Annotated in this window: 18 protein-coding genes; 2 read left to right on the forward strand and 16 right to left on the reverse strand. The window is 62.9% G+C overall.

Translation table 11 applies throughout. From position 1 onward, the window contains the following. Window positions 1-50: 50 nt before the first annotated feature. From ptsP to E3T39_RS05355, 12 genes are all read right to left on the reverse strand, one after another. On the reverse strand, window positions 51-1,706 hold the full coding sequence (ptsP, locus tag E3T39_RS05300; protein ID WP_134513681.1) for a phosphoenolpyruvate--protein phosphotransferase: 1,656 nt from the start codon (window positions 1,704-1,706) through the stop codon (window positions 51-53). Window positions 1,707-1,809: 103 nt separating this feature from the next. Next, entirely contained in the window at window positions 1,810-3,198 is a 1,389-nt protein-coding gene (locus E3T39_RS05305; RefSeq protein ID WP_134513682.1) for an NAD(P)H-dependent oxidoreductase, read from the reverse strand. A 146-nt stretch (window positions 3,199-3,344) separates the two neighbouring features. Then, a complete protein-coding gene (locus tag E3T39_RS05310; protein WP_134513683.1) occupies window positions 3,345-3,773 on the reverse strand; it encodes a transcriptional regulator GutM in 429 nt (142 codons plus the stop codon). Then, window positions 3,774-4,148 carry a PTS glucitol/sorbitol transporter subunit IIA gene (locus E3T39_RS05315; protein ID WP_134513684.1) on the reverse strand — a complete coding sequence of 125 codons (375 nt, stop codon included), beginning with the start codon at window positions 4,146-4,148 and terminating at the stop codon, window positions 3,774-3,776. A 63-nt stretch (window positions 4,149-4,211) separates the two neighbouring features. Then, the gene (gene srlE, locus E3T39_RS05320) at window positions 4,212-5,252 is read right to left on the reverse strand and encodes a PTS glucitol/sorbitol transporter subunit IIB (RefSeq protein ID WP_134513685.1); all 1,041 of its coding nucleotides are present in this window, start codon (window positions 5,250-5,252) and stop codon (window positions 4,212-4,214) included. 3 nt (window positions 5,253-5,255) lie between these two features. Beyond that, window positions 5,256-5,957: a PTS glucitol/sorbitol transporter subunit IIC gene (gene srlA, locus E3T39_RS05325; protein WP_134513686.1), complete on the reverse strand. Its 702-nt coding sequence runs from the start codon at window positions 5,955-5,957 to the stop codon at window positions 5,256-5,258. A gap of 184 nt (window positions 5,958-6,141) precedes the next feature. After that, a complete protein-coding gene (locus E3T39_RS05330) occupies window positions 6,142-6,399 on the reverse strand; it encodes an HPr family phosphocarrier protein (RefSeq protein ID WP_134513687.1) in 258 nt (85 codons plus the stop codon). A 37-nt stretch (window positions 6,400-6,436) separates the two neighbouring features. Further along, window positions 6,437-7,696: a dihydrolipoamide acetyltransferase family protein gene (locus tag E3T39_RS05335; protein ID WP_134513688.1), complete on the reverse strand. Its 1,260-nt coding sequence runs from the start codon at window positions 7,694-7,696 to the stop codon at window positions 6,437-6,439. Between the two features lies 1 nt (window position 7,697). Then, a complete protein-coding gene (locus tag E3T39_RS05340) occupies window positions 7,698-8,717 on the reverse strand; it encodes an alpha-ketoacid dehydrogenase subunit beta (protein WP_134513689.1) in 1,020 nt (339 codons plus the stop codon). 5 nt (window positions 8,718-8,722) lie between these two features. Beyond that, entirely contained in the window at window positions 8,723-9,694 is a 972-nt protein-coding gene (locus tag E3T39_RS05345; protein WP_134513690.1) for a thiamine pyrophosphate-dependent dehydrogenase E1 component subunit alpha, read from the reverse strand. A gap of 182 nt (window positions 9,695-9,876) precedes the next feature. Then, on the reverse strand, window positions 9,877-11,079 hold the full coding sequence (ispD, locus tag E3T39_RS05350) for a 2-C-methyl-D-erythritol 4-phosphate cytidylyltransferase (protein WP_134513691.1): 1,203 nt from the start codon (window positions 11,077-11,079) through the stop codon (window positions 9,877-9,879). Window positions 11,080-11,269: 190 nt separating this feature from the next. Then, entirely contained in the window at window positions 11,270-11,752 is a 483-nt protein-coding gene (locus tag E3T39_RS05355; protein ID WP_104192043.1) for a CarD family transcriptional regulator, read from the reverse strand. 178 nt (window positions 11,753-11,930) lie between these two features. Between E3T39_RS05355 and E3T39_RS05360 the strand changes: the two genes are divergently transcribed. Continuing rightward, window positions 11,931-12,446 carry a hypothetical protein gene (locus E3T39_RS05360; protein WP_134513692.1) on the forward strand — a complete coding sequence of 172 codons (516 nt, stop codon included), beginning with the start codon at window positions 11,931-11,933 and terminating at the stop codon, window positions 12,444-12,446. A 62-nt stretch (window positions 12,447-12,508) separates the two neighbouring features. Here E3T39_RS05360 and E3T39_RS05365 read toward each other — a convergent pair whose 3' ends face one another. Together E3T39_RS05365 and E3T39_RS05370 are read right to left on the reverse strand one after the other, a co-directional pair. After that, entirely contained in the window at window positions 12,509-13,192 is a 684-nt protein-coding gene (locus tag E3T39_RS05365) for a response regulator transcription factor (protein WP_134513693.1), read from the reverse strand. After that, entirely contained in the window at window positions 13,189-14,379 is a 1,191-nt protein-coding gene (locus tag E3T39_RS05370) for a sensor histidine kinase (protein ID WP_134513694.1), read from the reverse strand. Before E3T39_RS05370 ends, E3T39_RS05365 begins: the two co-directional genes overlap by 4 nt. Before the next feature lie 180 nt (window positions 14,380-14,559). On the opposite strand from E3T39_RS05370, the gene phoU reads away from it, so the two are divergent. After that, window positions 14,560-15,216 carry a phosphate signaling complex protein PhoU gene (phoU, locus tag E3T39_RS05375; RefSeq protein ID WP_134513695.1) on the forward strand — a complete coding sequence of 219 codons (657 nt, stop codon included), beginning with the start codon at window positions 14,560-14,562 and terminating at the stop codon, window positions 15,214-15,216. A 376-nt stretch (window positions 15,217-15,592) separates the two neighbouring features. Here the strand turns inward: phoU and E3T39_RS05380 are convergent, their stop codons facing one another. Next, complete coding sequence (locus tag E3T39_RS05380) at window positions 15,593-16,345, reverse strand: phosphoglyceromutase (RefSeq protein ID WP_134513696.1); 753 nt, start codon at window positions 16,343-16,345, stop codon at window positions 15,593-15,595. 30 nt (window positions 16,346-16,375) lie between these two features. After that, a complete protein-coding gene (gene ygfZ, locus E3T39_RS05385) occupies window positions 16,376-17,593 on the reverse strand; it encodes a CAF17-like 4Fe-4S cluster assembly/insertion protein YgfZ (RefSeq protein ID WP_478213412.1) in 1,218 nt (405 codons plus the stop codon). Between the last annotated feature and the right edge of the window lie 9 nt (window positions 17,594-17,602).

Raw genomic sequence — 17,602 nt, forward strand, 5'->3', positions numbered from 1 at the left:
CGGCCCTGAGAAGACACGTCTCAGGGCCGCTTTGTCTGTCTGCACCTGGGTCAGGCCGTCGTGAACGCCTGCGCGAGGGCGCGCGCCTCCGCAGCACTGGACGCACCAAGCACCTGGGTGGCGAGCCGGGCAGCTTCGGCGCGGGTAAATCGCAATAGTTCGGCCCGAACATCAACCAGGGCTGCCGGGGTCATTGATAGAGACGTCGCGCCGAGGCCGACCAGCACAACGGCCAAAAGGGGGTCGCTGGCAGCTTCACCACAGACACCAACAGGAGTGCCGGCTGAATGGCCAGCGTTGCCGATGAGCTTAACCAACCGCAGCACGGCCGGATGCCACGGGTCCTGGTAGGACGCGACGGAACCCAGCATTCGGTCGGCCGCCATCGTGTACTGCGTGAGATCGTTCGTTCCAATACTCACGAAGTCACAGGCCAGTGCTACCTGATCAGCCATCAGCGCGAGTGCAGGAATCTCCGCCATAACTCCGGCGACGCGAATTCCCAGTTCCCGGGCGAGTTCAACAAAATACCTGGTCTCCGCCAGATCTGTGACCATCGGCGCCATCACCCAGAGTTCGGCGGACGTGGCACGCTCAGCACCAGCCAGAGCGGTGAGTTGGTCGCGAAGCACCGCTTCGTTGGCGCGAAGCGCTCTAAGCCCACGAAGGCCTAGTGCCGGATTCTCTTCCAGACCGCCATGCAGAAACTTCAGCGGCTTATCGGCCCCGGCGTCGAGGCACCGCACGACCACTTTCTGCCCCGGAAAGGCTGCGAGGACAGACGTGTAGTGCGCCTGCTGCTCGGCAACCGTCGGTGCGGCCGTGGAATCCAGGAAGAGAAACTCCGTCCGGAACAGTCCCACTCCTTCGGCCCCCAACCGCACGGCCTGAGCGCAGTCAGCGCTGGATCCCAGATTGGCCAACAGGGGCAACGGCTCGCCATCACGCAGCGCCCCGGGGGCAAGGTCGAGGTATTGTTCGCGCGACAGTCTCGCAATTCGCTCCTCCGCAGTGGCAATTTCGTCAGCGCTCGGTGCCATGGTGATGCGCCCCGTCTCCGCATCGACGATGAGGATGGTTCCGTCGCTGATGTCGTCCGCGTGTTCGACGCCCACGACGGCGGGGAGGGACAGCGAACGCGCCAGGATCGCCGTGTGCGAGGTCGGCCCGCCGTCACGGGTGACGAGAGCGAGTACCTTGAGCGGGTCGAGGAGCACCGTATCTGCCGGGGCGAGATCCCGGGCCACGAGAATATATGGCGTCAAAGATTCCGGCAGACCCGGTGCGGGTACCCCTCGCAGCACGGCTATGACGCGCTGCGCCACGTCGTGGAGGTCGGCGGCTCGCTCAGCCAGATATCCGCCCAGCTCGATGAGACGCTCGGCAAATTCAGCGAAAGCATCGAAGACCGCGCGTTCCCCAGTGCTGCCCGCGTCGATTCGCGCGTTCACGTCATCGACGAGCGTTGGGTCCATGGCCATCATCGACTGTGCTTCCAACACCTCCTGCGCTTCACCACCGGCTGCTTCTGCGCGCTCGAGCAAATCAGTGGAGACCGTGGCGAACGCGGCGCTGACCAGCCGCTGTTCGGCCGGGGCACCCGTCGTGCGACGAGCCCGTGCCGGTTCCGCCAGAGCGACCGGCATCCGCAACACCGGGCCGACAGCCATCGCGCGCCCCACGCCAATACCGCACAGTTCTTTCACGAAAGTTGCTCCTTCTTCTCTCAACGTTCACCCTTGTTAACCCGCAAAGCCGGACATCGCCGCTCATTGGGGAGCGATGATGTCCGGCGAATTTAGCCCCGCGCTATTTGATCAGCGACAGCAGGTGGCTGTCTTCCAACACGCTGTCGGTCAGCAGCTGGCTGTCTTCCAACACGCTGTCGGTCAGCAGCTGGGTCTCTTCCAACAGGCCATCGGTCAGCAGGGCATCCTGCAGCTTGCGCAGGATGACAATGGTCTTGGTCTCGTCCAGGGTGACGTCGTCGTAAGTGATCGGCGTGCCCTTCGCGACGTTGCGACGCAGCGTTGCAGCGGATGCGAGCCCAATCGGCAGCTCGCGCCCAGCGCGGGCCTCGACAGCAGAAACAGCGTCACCATAAACGTGTTCGCCACCGATGCCGTCGATCTTCTCGCCAACGACGAGGTCACGCTTGGCCATCGCGGAAACGTCGGCATTCCAGGCCGCCGGTGCGAGCGACGCCTGCCGATCGATGATGACCTCACCGATGGAGAGCACTGCCTCAACGCTGGCGAGGTGGTACGGGCGGTAGAACGCGAAGTACGGGCCGTCGCCGAGCTTCAAGTAGCGCAGCTCTTCCCGAACCACGTCATCGTCGGCTTTGGCCACGACGAACACGCCGGGGGCCACGGGGCCGGTCGCATAGTCGACGACCCCACTCGAGGGAAGGATACCGCCGTCACTCACCGGCTTGAAAATATCGTGCAGCGTGGGCACTGTGGCCGGCGGCCCGTTCATCGACCGTTTGCTCAGCTGAAGGTCTGCAGCATTCGCGAGAGCTGCCATCTCGATCATGGTCTTGGTGCCGTCGACGAAGCTGCACAGCATCCGCGGATTCATGCCCTTCGCTGCCGCCTCATCGACCAGCATTGCCGGAGTGGCCGCGCTGTTCAAGGGGTTGTTCTTGCCCTTGCCCGCACACACAACTTCGAGTCCGATGTCCTGCACGTACTCCACGAGCTTGAGACATTCCACCGGCTCGTCGCCGCGGCAGACCGTGTAGATGTTGCCGGTCTGCGCGGCGATGCGCGCCAGCAGCAATCCAACGGTCACGTCGGCCTCAACGGTCATCAGGGCAACATCCTTGCCGCCCAGTAGTGACGCCAGGGCAACCTTTGCTGCGATCTCGGGAACGCCCGAGCATTCAATGACGAGATCGATCGGCAGTTTCGTGAGCGTCAGTGCGTCGTTCACGACGACGTGTCGCCCCGCCTCGATCGCCCGGCTCAGTACCGACGTATCACCGTCCTGAACCACGTCATCAATGCCGGCATTCCGCAGGGCGGAAATTGCTCGCTCAACCGCAACGTCGGCGACGGCGGTGATGTCCACGCCCTTCTGGCGCGCGATTTGCGCAATGAAACCCGATCCCATCTGGCCGGCGCCGACCAGGCCGACGCGTACCGGGCGTCCGATTTTACTTTCACGTTCAAGAAGCTTGCGTGTGTAGCCCATGAGGTCCTCCAGTGATATTCAAATTGTTCGCACGTATGTGATTAGCGTACTCACTTATGTGAATACTGCGACGCGTGGGTGTGCTCCACACAACGCCGGGTTCGATTTAGTCGCGCCCGCAGCGCAAACTGCCGGTCGCGTCGCTTTTAGGCTGGCTCCGGGCGCGCCGGGCGCTGACGACTCGGCGCGCGGGCACCCTTACGGCGTACGATCTCCGCCTGTTCAAGGCACCCCTGAACGGCCTTCTTCATGCTTTTCCCGGTGGCTCGCTCAACGACAGAGAGTGAGGAGCCGAGGAGTTCCGCGCGTACTCGGAATTTGGCCAGCACACTGCGCCCGACCATGGCCTCCGCTGCCAGCACCTGCTGGTCGGTTGAATCAAGCACCAAGACAACTACGGCACCACGAAGGATGCCCTTGCTGCGGCCGGAGACCAGGACATGGGCGCTGTTGCCACCGAACTGCTGCGCCAGACGCCGGGTAACAGCAATGTAGGCACGCTGCTGAAAGTAACTGAATAATCCGCTCAGGAGCAGGGCCCCCAACAGGAAGAGAGCAAATCTGCCGGTGTCCATTTAGGCACCCATAATCAGTTCAATCGTGGCGCCAGGTTGTGGCAGCCCCAGCGCTCCCTCAGCGTGAAGGGCACCGGGTAGCAGGTTCGTGCCGGCCGCCGGATTGCAGTAAACCACGATGTGGCCGAGCTGCCTCAGGTTCTCCCCGGCACGTTCGCCGACGGCGGTGACCGTAACGCGGGCCTCACCAACCCGCAACACGTCCCCCGGCTGGGGATCGCGCTGCGGATCGTGCTTGATGGACTTGTGCACGATGCTCACTTCGGCCAGTTCAGCCGGACACGGTTCCCCGAAGAAGATGACCACACCACCCTCAACCATTTCAAGGGCGTCCTCGCCAATTGAGATGACTTCGCTGTGAAAGTACTGGCTCATGATAATGCTCACTATCTATCCGGTTGTAGCGTCAGACTGGCGTACTGGGGGTTCGTGGTAGGTCTACAGCAGGAAGCTGACCAACCACGCGATAACGACTGCGATGGGTGAGGTGATAAGGCGGGAGAACAGTACGGCGGGAACGCCGACGGCGATTGTCTCCGGCTTGGCCTCGCCGAGCGCCAGACCGACCGGCACGAAGTCACACCCGACCTGTCCGTTGATGGCAAACAGCGTCGGCAAAGCGTAAGCAATCGGCAGTGCGCCGGTGGCGATCTGGGTTCCCATGAGGACTCCAACCACCTGCGCGATTGCAGCTCCCGGCCCAAGGATGGGCGAGAGGAAGGGCAGCGCCGTAATCACACCGAGCAGAATCAGTCCCCAGGGACTGGACGTGAGCGGAGTCACCGCGTTGGCGATCCAGGTTGAGATGCCGGTGAACGTAACAAACCCAATGAGCAGACTCACGTACGCCATGAACGGCAGGATCGTCTGAAGGGTCAACTGGATGGCTTGGCGGCCCGACGACAACAGGGTATTGATAATGTTGCCGACAATGGCCCCGAAGCCTGCCGCCGCCGTGGAAAACGCCCCGACGATGCCCCTCTTTCCGGAGCCGTTTCGCGGCTGCACGCGGATACGCTCCTGCGGAACTACTGTCGGACGCGAGCTGCTGACATGAGCACCGGCCGCCGCTTCTGCCGCAGGAGCGTTCGCGAGGGCCCCATCAAAGATGGCAACGTTGCTCGTTCCCACGGCCGAGACGAAGAGGTCTTCAGTGATGTACTTCGCCAGCGGGCCAGATGGCTCGCCCGGGAACACGTCAACGGTGAGGAGCTTCTTCTTGGGGTAGACCCCGATTCGGGCCGTGCCGCCACAGTTGATGACGACGACCGCAACGCGAGCGTCATCCATGCCCGTCGTGAATCCATCAACTGCTTCGGCGCCCGAAAGTTCCGCGATCCTGGCGGCGACGGGGTGAATGCCACCCCCAGTGACCGAGAGCACAACGTTGCGCTCCTCGTTCGGACTGACCAGAAGGCCGGGTCCCCATCCGCCGTTGCCGGCGCTGACAAAGACATCGTTATAGAGAGAGTTCGACATGGTTCAAGCCATCCCATCGATGGGCGCAGCAGCGGAGGTCTTTTTGGAGGAACGTGATGCGGCGGAGGCCTCAGCGAAGGCTCGGTCGTAATCGTCGAAAACCGCGGTGAGGCCCTCACGGCGAATGAGCATCCTGGTAATCCATTCTGTGACCACGCCGCGGATGAAGATCACCACGATGCCGGTGGCGAAGTAGAGCAGCGCCAGTTGGGCGTACGACCCCGGGCTGACCTTGAGCACTCCAGCGGCAACACCCGTCCAGACGAAAATTTCACCGGCATTGGCATGTGGAAAGAAGGCCGTGACCGGGTGCACGAACGAAACGGCTGCGTCATAGAACGCGGGCTTCTGGCGTTCCGGAAGATACATTCCGAAGGAAAAGCACATGGGGTTGGTCAACACGATGACGGCGATGACGGGCATGACCGTATAACGCGTGATCGCATAGCGGGCCGACCACTGGACAGCCCGAGTCATTCGCGCCTCGCCGATCCAGGTCGTGATCGCGTACATGAGTGTCAGCAGCACGATCAGCGTGGGCAGAATGCCCGTAACAAGCCCCATGAAGGCAGCGCCCGATGCATTGAACAACCCAATGAACTGCTCGGCGCCCCACGTGAATGCCATCAGGACGGGGTTGTCGCCCGATGGAACGGGAGGTGCCGGGTCGACCGCGCTGGCGACCAGATCCAAGATTCCGATCATTGTTACACCTTTCTCAGCCGCAACAGGGTTGTCGGCGTTGGATAAAGGGCCGACTCCTGAGACCAGGAAAGTGTCATCATCGACTGCTTTTATTTAGATGGTAATCACATATGTGATTTTTTACTACACTTTTGTTTCAGAGTTCGGCGTGGCGGTGCCGCAGCCAGTGAGGCCGGTGTGGGACTTAGTCCGAACGCCCGAGCAACTCCACCAGCTCGTCGAGGATCACTTCGGCTCCTTCGCCGCTCGCCTCGATCGCCACTTCTTCGCCGCACAGGACGCCCAGCGATATCACGCCGAGAATGCTCGCAGCATTGGCCGTTTTGTCACCCTTGGTGACCGTGACAGCGATACCACTGCGGGTGACGGCCTTGGTGAAGAGCGAGGCCGGACGCGCATGCAGACCGTGTTCGGACGCCACGCGCACAGTTCGTTGAGTCATTTTTCTATCCATTCGCAGGTTCTCCGATCGGAGAAAGTTACCGGGTTAATCGAGAAGTGGTGCCACCCAGCAAGCGCTGTGGACTGGAGACTATGTCTTTAAGACTAGCGAGAAAACGAGCCGCATCCCCACCATCGGCAACGCGATGATCGACGGTCACGCCAACAATGCAGGTCAATCTCGCTCCGAAAGCTCCTCCGTCCACGACGAGAATTCGATCTTTCACCGCTCCAGCCGAGAGCGCTGTCGCCTGCGGTGGTGTCAACAGCGCATTGAACGAATCCACTCCCAGCCCCCCGAGATTGGAGAACACGCTGGTACCGCCGGTGAGCACTGAGGCCTCGACTTTTCCCTCCCGAGCGCTGACGATGGCCTCCGAGATCTGCTGCACCAGCTCAGCGAGCGGGACGACATCCGGATTTCGCAGCACGGGCGCCAGGAGGCCATTCGGTGCGTCGATGGCGAGCGCGATGCCGATGTCGTCGTTGGGCACGACACCATCGGCCGTCCAAAAGGCATTCAGCGTCGAATGTTCGCGGAGTGCGAGCGCCTGCGCTCGCACCAGGAGGGCCGTCCAACTGGCACCGCCCAGTTCGGTCTTGCGCACGCGCGCCACGCTCGAGAGGTCCAATTCGAGGAAGGCCGTGAACTGTGGCACCAACGCCGAGGCCGTCATGACCCGTGCCACCTGCTGCCGTGTTCGTCGTCGACGGCCAGCGGCAGCATCCAGCGGGGCGTCGGGTGCGGGAGAAGGAAAAGGAGAAGGCGTGGGAGCGACGGCACCCTCAACATCCACTACCCGAATCGTTCCCCACGGACCGGTCGGCGTGATCGAGTGCAGTTCCAGGCCGTGTTCCCGAGCCAGGACTCGCGCACGCGGCACAGCCGGCCGCCACTCGGAGAGAACAGCGGATGCCGCACCGACGGTTGCAATCGGCGCTCCGGCCGGCGCGATCGCGACCGGTTCAGCCAGAACTGCCGGCCTGAGCGGTCGGGCCGGCTCGACGTAGGCGTCGGGGACCGGCTCGTCGAAGACCCCACCGAGCAGGTCGTCTGCGTCAGTGGTGATCATGCCGATGGCTACTCCCACCTTGATCACGTCATTTTCAAAGGCCATGATCCTGGCCAGTGTTCCGTCGAACGGCGACTCGACCTCCATGTCGACCTTGTCGGTCGCCACTTCACAAATTGCCTCGCCGGCCTTGACGAAGTCTCCCTCGCTTTTGAGCCAGGCGACCATGGTTCCCTCCTCCATGGTCATGGACATTTTGGGCATGGTCAGTGGCAGATCGGCCATCTCACCACTCCCGAACGAGGTCGGTGGCGGCCTGCACGATATCTTCGACCTGCGGCACCGCAGCGCGTTCGAGCTTCGGTGCGTATGGGATGGGAATGTCCAGGCCGGCCAGGCGCTTGATCGGGGCACGCAAGTGCGTGAATGCGTCGGACTCCGCGATGATTGCCGAAATTTCTGACATGAACCCGAGCGTGCGTACGGCTTCTTGTACAAGAAGCACCCGGCCGGTGGCCTTGACCGTGCGAAGAATCGTGTCGGTGTCGAGGGGCTTCAGCGTGCGCGGATCGACGACCATGGCACTGATGCCGATCTTAGCCAGCTCCTCGGCCGCTTCCATAGACCGGCTGACCTCGATGCCGGTGGCGATGATGGTGAGGTCGGTACCTTCACGGCGAACCGCGGCGACACCGAGGGGGATGCGCGCGCTCCCGACACTGACATCACCGGTGGTTTTGTAGAGGAGTTTGTGCTCCAAAAACATCACCGGATTCGGGTCATCGATGGCGGCCAGAAGCAGACCCTTGGCATCGTCCGCTGTGGCCGGCATGACGACCTTGAGGCCAGGAACATGCACGAACCAGGCTTCCAGACTCTGCGAGTGCTGGGCCGCCGCGCCAGTACCGGATCCGCCCGGCGCACGTATAACCATGGGTACGTTCACTGCGCCGCCGAGCATGAAGTGAATTTTCGCTGCCTGGTTGGCGATCTGGTCCATGGCCTGGGCTGTGAAGTCGGAGAACTGGATCTCGACGATCGGGCGCATGCCCGTCATGGCAGCACCAACCCCGAGTCCGACGATTCCCAGCTCGCTGATGGTCGTGTCACGGATTCGGTCAGCGCCGACTTGGTGCATGAGCTCGCCGGTCACTCCGAAAGCACCGCCATAGGTTCCGACGTCTTCCCCCATGAGGAAGACCGCCGGGTCGGCGGCCATTGCGAGCGCGAGAGCTTCGCGAATGGCTTCAGCGTAGGTCATGACCGTGGTTTCGACGGCAGCCAGTGTTGATTGTGTGAGAGTCATGTCCATTACCTCGCGTAAACGGCGGAGAGCAGGTCATCCGCGGTGGCATCGGGAGCAGCATTGGCGCGCTGAACGGCCGTGCGCAGCTCGGTTCGAACGTTGGTGCGGATGGCTTCGAGATCGTCGTCGGTGAGCGTTCCCGCCGCGCGTACGATGTCCTCGAACTTGGGAATGGGATCGCGGAGTCGCCATTCTTCGATTTCTTCACGCGTGCGGTACAGGTTTTTGTCGGACTTCGAGTGCCCCCTCCACCGGTACGTTTTGGCCTCGATGAACGTCGGACCGCCGCCGTTCCTGGCGCGGTCGACGGCCTCCTGGGTGGCTTCGTAGACGGCCTGAATGTCGTTTCCGTCGACGGTCACTCCGGGAATGCCGTACCCCTTGGCACGGTCGGACAGCTGGTCCAGATTGAAGGCCGTGTCCGCCGGCATCGACATGCCGTACATGTTGTTCTCACACAGGAACACCACCGGGAGTTGCCACATGGCCGCCAGCACGACACCCTCGTGCCAGGCTCCCTCCCCCATTGCGCCGTCACCGTGAAACGACACTGCGACCTGTTTGGTCCCGCGCATTTTTGCCGACAGTGCAGCACCCGCGGCGATCGGAATCCCTCCGGCGACGATGCCGTTGGCTCCCAGGTTTCCCGTGGCGGTATCGGCGATGTGCATCGAACCGCCGCGTCCGCGGCAATAGCCGGTTTCCTTGGCGAGGAGTTCGGCCATCATACGTTCCATGTCGGCGCCCTTAGCGATGCAGTGCCCGTGTCCACGGTGAGTCGAGGTGATGTAATCATCGATATTGAGTGCCAGGCAGGCCGCAGTCGGCACTGCCTCCTGTCCGATTGAGAGGTGCATGGTGCCATGCATTAGTCCACGTCCGTAGAGGTCTTCCACCGCTTCTTCGAAGCGGCGAATCTTCCACATTGTGCGCAGTACGGACACAGACAGTTCAGGATCAACGGCGATCTGTTTCATGAAGCGCGCCCTTCCAGAGCGGTAGGTAGGAATCTCGGAATACCCAAGAACACCCACAGCTGTGGCTCCGTAAATTAAGGACGCGCACCTTTGTGAGTAGCATATTCACGTTTGTGCTCAGTATGCACGTATGTTCAGCGACACGCAAGTCGTGAAAAGCTACGAAGGGTACGGCTAGGCGCCTACACCGTGATGGCCGGGTCCGCTGCCGTGCGGGCATGTAGAAGAACCGTCGCGATGGCAGCCATGCCCTCGCCCCGGCCCGTGAAGCCAAGCGAGTCGGTGGTCGTCGCTGAGATGCTGACGGTCGCGTTGAGGATGTGACTCAACAACGATTCCGATTCGAGTCGGCGCGGCGCGAACTTGGGCCGATTTCCGACCAGCTGCACCGAGACATTGCCAACGACAAACCCGGCATCTTTGACGAGCGCCAGCGTCTCCCGCAGGAACACTTCACCGCGCGCACCGGCCAACCGTGGTTCCGCGGTGCCGAACACGCTACCCAGATCCCCGAGGCGAACCGCGGAAAGCATCGCGTCGCAGATCGCATGGCAGACGACATCGCCGTCGCTGTGACCGTGCAGCCCGGCGACACCGGGCCAGAAGAGGCCCCCCAGCCACAGCGGGGTCGCATCGTCGTAGGCGTGGGCATCCGTTCCTGTTCCCACCCGGATGCCCGCGGCCGCGGATCCGCTGAAGAGCTGTTCAGCGCGGCGCAGCTCCCAGGCTGTGGTGATCTTGAACGCGAGGGAATCGCCGGCTATGACCGAGACCGCGTAGCCAGCAGCAGCGACCAAGGCTGAATCGTCGGTGAATTCGTACTTCGCCAGCGCGTGGGCACGAACCAACTCATCACGAGGAAACCCCTGAGGGGTCTGGACAGCGGTGAGGACTGATCGATCCACAGTCTCGACGACGAGACCGAATTCGTCGATGCGTTTGATCGTGTCAGCGACCGGAAGTCCGGGCACGACAGCCGCTTGCGTACGCTCCACCTCGGCAGCTATGGAATCGAAGACCATGCTCGGGGTGAGCGGCCGTGCCGCATCATGCACGAGAACGATCTTGATGGAAGGCGCCAGTTTCAACAGTGCAGCAGCCACCGACTGTTGGCGCGTCGCCCCACCGACGACCACGGTTACGCAGTCGCCGGTGTTTCCCGGAACAGCTCGGGCGAGCTCGATGGCAAGGGGCACAAACGACTGGGGAACGGTCACGATGATCTGCGGTGATTCCCGCATTCCAAAAACGTTTTCGAGAGCGTGCGCCAGCGTTGGCCGTCCCGCCAAGTGCACGAACGCCTTGGGCTCAGCACGACCGAGGCGCGTGCCATTTCCAGCCCCTAGAACGATGACCGCTATTAGGGGAAGGTCAGGTCTACTCATAAGTTATTAGGATCTCCAGGAAACCAAAGCATCGGGTGGTTGCTGTGCAGTTTCGCGCCTTGGAGAGGCTACTTCATTCGCACGGGAAACGCACGACCGCACGCATGTTGTCAGGCTGGACCCAGGTCGATCGAGATGGGTGTCGAAACACGTTCCAATGAGGACGCTCGGCCGCAAACAACCTCGGCCATCAAGAGGCAAGGACCTCGTCGAGAACGGTGGATGCCTTCTCTTCGTCGGTCTTTTCTGCCAGGGCCAGCTCGCTGATCAGAATCTGCCGAGCCTTAGCCAACATCCGCTTTTCGCCGGCGGACAGGCCACGGTCCTGGTCGCGGCGCCACAGGTCGCGCACCACCTCGGACACCTTGATCACGTCGCCGCTGGCCAGCTTTTCAAGATTGGCCTTGTACCGGCGGGACCAATTGGTGGGTTCTTCGGTAAACGGCGCCCGCAGCACTTCGAAGACCTTGTCGAGGCCATCTTGGCCGATGACATCGCGAACGCCGACCAGGTCAACGTTTTCGGCGGGAACTTCGATGGTCAGATCACCCTGGGTGACATTCAGCTTGAGGTACAGCTTCTCTTCACCCTTGATGATGCGGGTCTTGACCTCCGTGATCATCGCCGCGCCGTGGTGGGGATATACGACGGTTTCGCCAACCTCAAACAGCATGGATGTCATCCCTTCAGCGGCCTCAAGTTTACCACAGTTAAGAGGTGCTACAGTTCGCGCGCCCCCCGCGAGGCACGCCGGCGACAATTGCCCGCCCACACACGCCGCTAAGCTAGTGACAAAGCGAATTTTGCAGCGTCGGCCCCTGCCGACCGCTGCTTCAGTAAGTGGAGGTCTTGTGAGAGCGCGCATCGCTGCATCCGTCGTCTTGGCGACTGGCATTCTGTTGGGCACGAGCGCATGCGGGTTTTTCACACCGCAGGCCACTTCGATTGCCTACAACGCCAGCGACGGCGTCAGCGGCGATGTCGGCGAAATTCACATTCGCAACGCCATACTGTTTTCCACCGACGGTGAACTGGCCAACCTGGTCGTCTCCGTGGTGAACCCGACGGACTCCGTGCAGAGCCTGCTCGTGCAGTACGAGTCGAGCACCGGAAAGGTGTCGCAGAACGTTCCGGTCGAGCCCAACACGACAGTTACCTTCGGCACTGACGGCGCGGCCTCGGTCGTTTTGGAGAACATGGACAGCCGGCCCGGCTCGCTGTTTCCGCTGTTCTTTCAGTACGGCGAAGAGACCGGCATCGAGCTACTGGTGCCCGTACTGACCGGTATTCAGGAAGGATACGACGACTTACTGCCGACGCTCGCACCGACCGAGACGCCAACACCCTCGGCCACGCCCGCCGCGTAACCGCCCGACGACTCAATCAGGCCGCCGTCCCTTGCGGGTCGGCGGCCTGAGCTGTATTCGGGCTACGCTTCGAATCGGTAGCCGAGCCCGCGCACGGTGACGAGCATGACCGGTTCAGAGGGTGCCGTCTCGATTCGCGAGCGGATGCGTTTGATGTGCACGTCGAGCGTTTTGGTATCGCCGAAATAGTCGGTGCCCCAGACACGGTCGATGAGTTGACCGCGGGTGAGCACACGCCCGGCGTTCCGTAACAGAAATTCGAGGAGTTCGAATTCTTTCAACGGCATATTGACGAGATCGCCGGAGACGGTCACGGCGTGCCGTTCCACGTCCATGCGCACCGTGCCTGCCGTGAGCATGGTGTCCACGTCGGTTGCGCTCTGGTCTTCGTGCCGCCGCAGCACCGCGCGAATGCGGGCGACCAGTTCACGGGTGGAATAGGGCTTGGTGACATAATCGTCGGCGCCCAGTTCGAGTCCGACGACGATATCGATCTCGGAATCCTTTGCGGTGAGCATGATGATCGGCACGGTCGAGCGGGTGCGAATATCCCGGCACACCTCGGTGCCCGGAATGCCGGGCAGCATCAGATCGAGCAGAATGAGATCGGCGCCGTTCTGGTCGAACTCGCTGATCGCGCTCGGTCCGTCTTCGGCGACGACGACCTCATAGCCTTCACGTTCGAGCAGAAAGCTGAGCGGCTCGCTCAGTGCGCTCTCGTCTTCAACTAAGAGGATGCGTGTCATAGTGTGTCTCCTGCGGCCGCACGGGCGACCGGTCGCGGTTTGTTCGGGCGTGGTTCGATGATCGGTGCAGCAGCCTCCGGGAGGCGGATGGTGAAGGTGGATCCGCTGCCGGGCTGTGACCAGACGCGAATGTCGCCGCCGTGGTTCTGCACGACGTGCTTGACGATGGACAGGCCGAGGCCGGTACCGCCGGTGTGCCGCGACCTGGCCTGGTCGACGCGGAAGAAGCGTTCGAACACCCGGTCGAGGTCGCCCTCGGCGATGCCGACTCCCTGGTCGGTAACGGTGATCTCGACGATGCCCTTCTGTAGCCGCACGCCGACGCCGACTCGCGACCCCTCGAGCGAATAGTTCACCGCGTTTGCGACGAGGTTGTGAACGGCGACGATGAGTAGGGCTTCGTCACCGAAGACCCGGGCCCCGGACTTCTTGCCGATGACGATCGTGATGCGCTCGGCCTCGGCGACGACCCGACTTTGATCGACCGCTGCGGCAACGATGTCGTCGACACTGAGAATCTCCGGTTCGGCGAGGGCATCCTGGGCCTGCAGCCGGGACAGCTCGATGATCTCCTGGGTAAGGCGGCCCAGCCTCGCCGACTCCGTCGTTAACCGGTTGGCAAAGCGGCGAACCTGCTCCGGTTCATCCGCTGCCTGGTTGAGAGCCTCGGCGAGCAGACCGACAGAGGCGATGGGAGTTTTCAGTTCGTGGCTGATATTGGCCACGAAGTCGCGGCGCACCTCGTCGAGGCGAAAGGCTTCGGTGCGATCCTCAGCCAACAACAGCACATAGCGGGTGCCTAGCCGGGCCAGGCGCACCCGAAAGCGCATACTCGCGTCGCCGAACGGGCCGCGGGAGAGCACCAGATCTTCGGAGATCGGCTCGCCGGTCTGCCGGACCCGACGGGCGAGTTCAAGCAGTTCCGGGTGAACCAGCTGCTGGTTCCAAACCAGGCCCAGGGTGAGAGCGCCCGGGCTGGTCTTGATGACGTTGTTCGACGGGTCGAGCACAACACCGGCGGTCTCGAGGGCGTCGAGCACCTGATCGATACCATCGGGCACAGCCGGGTTGACGACGTCCGCAGCGCGGCGGCCGTGACGCTCGGCGACGTGCACGAGCGACACGAACCCGGCACCAACACCGAGTCCGAGTGCCAGCGACAGCAACACCAGCCACGTCGATTCCATCTATACAGATTACTGACAGTATCTGCCCGTCGTTCGCAACGCACCTACGCCGCGCCCTGTACTTTAGTAAGTGTTCAAGTGGGCGGCACCTGCCGTTAACCTAAATTCGACATCATAAAGCGGTGGCCAAGGCTGGTCACACAGATCGTGCGTGTTCGCGCGGCAAGGAAGGATCACCCCATGCGCGATGTATTCCAACAAGAACTCGCCGAAGTCCAACAGCGACTCGTCGATATCGCCCGGCTCGTCGCGATTTCTATGGACAAAGCAACACGCGCTTTCAATGAGAGCGACGTGAGTCTCGCCGAAGAGGCCATCACCGAAGACGAGAAGATCGACGAACTCACCGTTGAGCTCGATGAACTCGCCATCACCATTCTCGCGCGCCAGCAGCCGGTCGCCCGCGACCTGCGCATCGTGGTCAGCGCCTTGCGCATCAGCGCATCCCTCGAGCGGATGGGCGACCTCGCCACCCACATCGCCCAGCTGGCCCGCTACCGGTTTCCCGACAAGGTCATCCCCAAGGGGTTGCGCGGCACTTTCGCCGAGATGGGCGCCCTCGACGTGGTTATCGCGAACATGCTCACCGAGTTGCTCACCAACCAGGACATGCACCTCGCCGAAAGGATTCGCAACGAAGACGACCGGGTCGACGCCCTGCACCTGAGCGTCTTTGACGCTGTGCTCGGCGAAACCTGGAAGGGACTCGCCGCCGACACCGTCGACGCGACCCTGGCGAGCCGGTACCACGAACGTTTCGCTGACCACGCAGTCTCGATCGCCAAGAAGGTGCAGTACCTCGGTACGGGCGCCTGGCACCAGGACGACAGCGCCTGATTTCATCGCACCACCGCATACATATGGGGTAGCCACGACGGACGCGGGTGTCCGGTTTGGTGACCACAACGGATGCGCGCGCCCAGTTTCGGTAGCCGCTACGGTAACCGGCGTAGCGCGCACCGAAATGGGGCGCGGCCGCGAGGCGTGGGGCGCCGCGGGTGTTGAAATCCTGTGAGCGGCCCCGAAGTAGGTGCTCCGGGGCCGTTGCCACGAGTTCGCCGAGACGCCACCCGCGTAACTCGTGCAATTTGCAACCCGCCGATATTCCGACCGCAGAATTACGCGATACTCGCGGCGGCGTCCGACAATTTGCAGGAGTTGTGCGCCTGAAGAAGTACGCTCCGCGGCTCGGCGAGCGATTCAGCCAGCGAAACTACTTCTTATTGCCCTGGGCGGCGACGGCGGCCGCGCCGGCCGCAGCGGCTTCGGGGTCAAGGTACTCCCCCGGCCCGATCGGCATGAGGTCTTCGCCGAGCTGGTAGACGAGCGGAATTCCGGTGGGAATGTTCAGCTCGGCGATATCGGCATCGCTGATTCCGTCGAGGTGCTTGACCAGGGCACGCAGGGAGTTTCCGTGCGCGGTGACCAGTACGGTTTTACCCGCGCGCAGGTCGGGCGCGATGTCGGACTGCCAGTAGGGCAGCATCCGCTCGACGACGTCTTTGAGGCATTCGGTGCGGGGCAGGTCGGGGCCGAGGTCGGCGTAGCGGGCGTCGTGCGCCTGCGAGAACTCGCTCGAGTCGTCGAGCACTGGCGGTGGGGTGTCGTACGAGCGGCGCCAGAGCATGAACTGTTCCTGGCCGAATTTGGCCTGGGTCGCAGCCTTGTCAAGGCCCTGCAGTCCGCCGTAGTGGCGTTCGTTAAGGCGCCAGGAACGCTTCACAGGGATCCACATACGGTCAGCTTCTTCAAGCGCCAGGTTCGCGGTCTGGATAGCGCGGGAAAGCAGGCTGGTGTGCAGCACGTCCGGCAGCAGGCCGGCATCCTTCAGCAGCACGCCGGCGCGCGCGGCTTCGCTCGCGCCCTGTTCGCTGAGGCGCACGTCCACCCAGCCGGTGAACAGATTCTGCTGGTTCCAAGTGCTTTGGCCGTGGCGAAGAAGGACGAGTGTGTAGGGGGCAGACATGTGCCCACTCTATCGAGGGTCGTGGTGGATTCAGTGACCGGGGGTGCGAATGCCGAGGCGGGGCAGGCGCGGGATGTCGGCGACGGACCCGGCCGACTGCGGCACGATGATCTCCTGGCTGGCCGAGATGACGATACCCTCGGACTCGACGTAGAGCGTCGACGCAGCCGGAATGGTGCGCTTGATCACCGCGAGCGCGATCGGTCCGAGCTCGTAGTGGATTCCGCTCGACGTGATGACCCCGACGGTGACCCGCTCGGCTTCTTGCTCTGGCCTGACACGGTCGGCCTGCACCGGGTCGCCGGGAGCGGGCAGCACGCCCTCTGATCCGTCGAGGTGAAGCAGAACCAGCCGGCGCGGTGGGTGGCCGAGATTGTGCACCTTCGCGACAGTTTCCTGCCCGCGGTAGCAGCCCTTGTTGAGGTGCACGGCCGTGCGCAGCCAATCCAGCTCGTGCGGGATGCTTTTCTCATCGACCTCGCGGGCTCGGCGCGGCCGCCAGGCGGCGATGCGCAGCGCTTCGAGAGCGAGGAGACCTGCGGGTTTCACTGACGAAGTCGCTGCGGAGCCGACGGGCGGGACGGTCGCGGCTCCGGCCGCGAGGGCATCGCGCAGGGCCGGCAGGCTGGCCCGGGGCACCAGGGTTTCCGTGTAGGTCCAGTGGGTTCCGGGGTGCTCGGGGGTTTCGGCATACTGGTAGCCGCCGCGGGCGACTTCGGCCCACGGATCGAGCCAGGTCAGCGGCACGTCGTTCGGGGCTGCCGGGGCGATACCGACGGTGGCGGGAGCATCCGTCATGGCACCGATCGTGGCGTAGGCCAAGGTATGGTCGACGACCTGCACGCGCAGCATGAACTTCATGCGGTCGAGGAACTTCTGCAGGCCCGGCAGCTCGGCAGCCTCGATCAAAAGCCAGGTCTCGACGCCGTCGTCGAGTACGCGGATGGCGTACTCGAGACGTCCGGTGGGGTCGAGCAGCAGCATTTCGGTGGATTCGCCCGGCTTCATGCTTTTCAATTCCTGGCTGGCGATGGAGTTGAGCCAGGTGAGACGGTCGGGGCCGACGACGGAGAGCACGCCGCGATGGGAGAGGTCGACGATGGCGCTGCCGGCAGCGAGCGTGCGCTGCTCGATCATGGGGTTGCCGTAGTGCGCGGCGACGCCTGCGTCGATTCCTTCGGCCTGAACCGCGCCGGGCAGTCCGAGCAGCGGGGAGGAGGTCAAGGCCGGGTCAGTCATGTCGCTCAATTCTGCCGG

The sequence above is a fragment of the Cryobacterium suzukii genome, assembly GCF_004403185.1.
In the GTDB taxonomy this organism is placed as follows: Bacteria; Actinomycetota; Actinomycetes; order Actinomycetales; family Microbacteriaceae; genus Cryobacterium; species Cryobacterium suzukii.

What these genes read in the sequence shown, in the direction of transcription:
- E3T39_RS05305 (WP_134513682.1), bottom strand. Translation starts at nt 3,198, where the DNA reads ATGGGCTACACACGCAAGCTTCTTGAACGTGAAAGTAAAATCGGACGC.
- E3T39_RS05310 (WP_134513683.1), bottom strand. Translation starts at nt 3,773, where the DNA reads ATGGACACCGGCAGATTTGCTCTCTTCCTGTTGGGGGCCCTGCTCCTG.
- E3T39_RS05315 (WP_134513684.1), bottom strand. Translation starts at nt 4,148, where the DNA reads ATGAGCCAGTACTTTCACAGCGAAGTCATCTCAATTGGCGAGGACGCC.
- srlE (WP_134513685.1), bottom strand. Translation starts at nt 5,252, where the DNA reads ATGTCGAACTCTCTCTATAACGATGTCTTTGTCAGCGCCGGCAACGGC.
- srlA (WP_134513686.1), bottom strand. Translation starts at nt 5,957, where the DNA reads ATGATCGGAATCTTGGATCTGGTCGCCAGCGCGGTCGACCCGGCACCT.
- E3T39_RS05330 (WP_134513687.1), bottom strand. Translation starts at nt 6,399, where the DNA reads ATGACTCAACGAACTGTGCGCGTGGCGTCCGAACACGGTCTGCATGCG.
- E3T39_RS05335 (WP_134513688.1), bottom strand. Translation starts at nt 7,696, where the DNA reads ATGGCCGATCTGCCACTGACCATGCCCAAAATGTCCATGACCATGGAG.
- E3T39_RS05340 (WP_134513689.1), bottom strand. Translation starts at nt 8,717, where the DNA reads ATGACTCTCACACAATCAACACTGGCTGCCGTCGAAACCACGGTCATG.
- E3T39_RS05345 (WP_134513690.1), bottom strand. Translation starts at nt 9,694, where the DNA reads ATGAAACAGATCGCCGTTGATCCTGAACTGTCTGTGTCCGTACTGCGC.
- ispD (WP_134513691.1), bottom strand. Translation starts at nt 11,079, where the DNA reads ATGAGTAGACCTGACCTTCCCCTAATAGCGGTCATCGTTCTAGGGGCT.
- E3T39_RS05355 (WP_104192043.1), bottom strand. Translation starts at nt 11,752, where the DNA reads ATGCTGTTTGAGGTTGGCGAAACCGTCGTATATCCCCACCACGGCGCG.
- E3T39_RS05365 (WP_134513693.1), bottom strand. Translation starts at nt 13,192, where the DNA reads ATGACACGCATCCTCTTAGTTGAAGACGAGAGCGCACTGAGCGAGCCG.
- E3T39_RS05370 (WP_134513694.1), bottom strand. Translation starts at nt 14,379, where the DNA reads ATGGAATCGACGTGGCTGGTGTTGCTGTCGCTGGCACTCGGACTCGGT.
- phoU (WP_134513695.1), top strand. Translation starts at nt 14,560, where the DNA reads ATGCGCGATGTATTCCAACAAGAACTCGCCGAAGTCCAACAGCGACTC.
- E3T39_RS05380 (WP_134513696.1), bottom strand. Translation starts at nt 16,345, where the DNA reads ATGTCTGCCCCCTACACACTCGTCCTTCTTCGCCACGGCCAAAGCACT.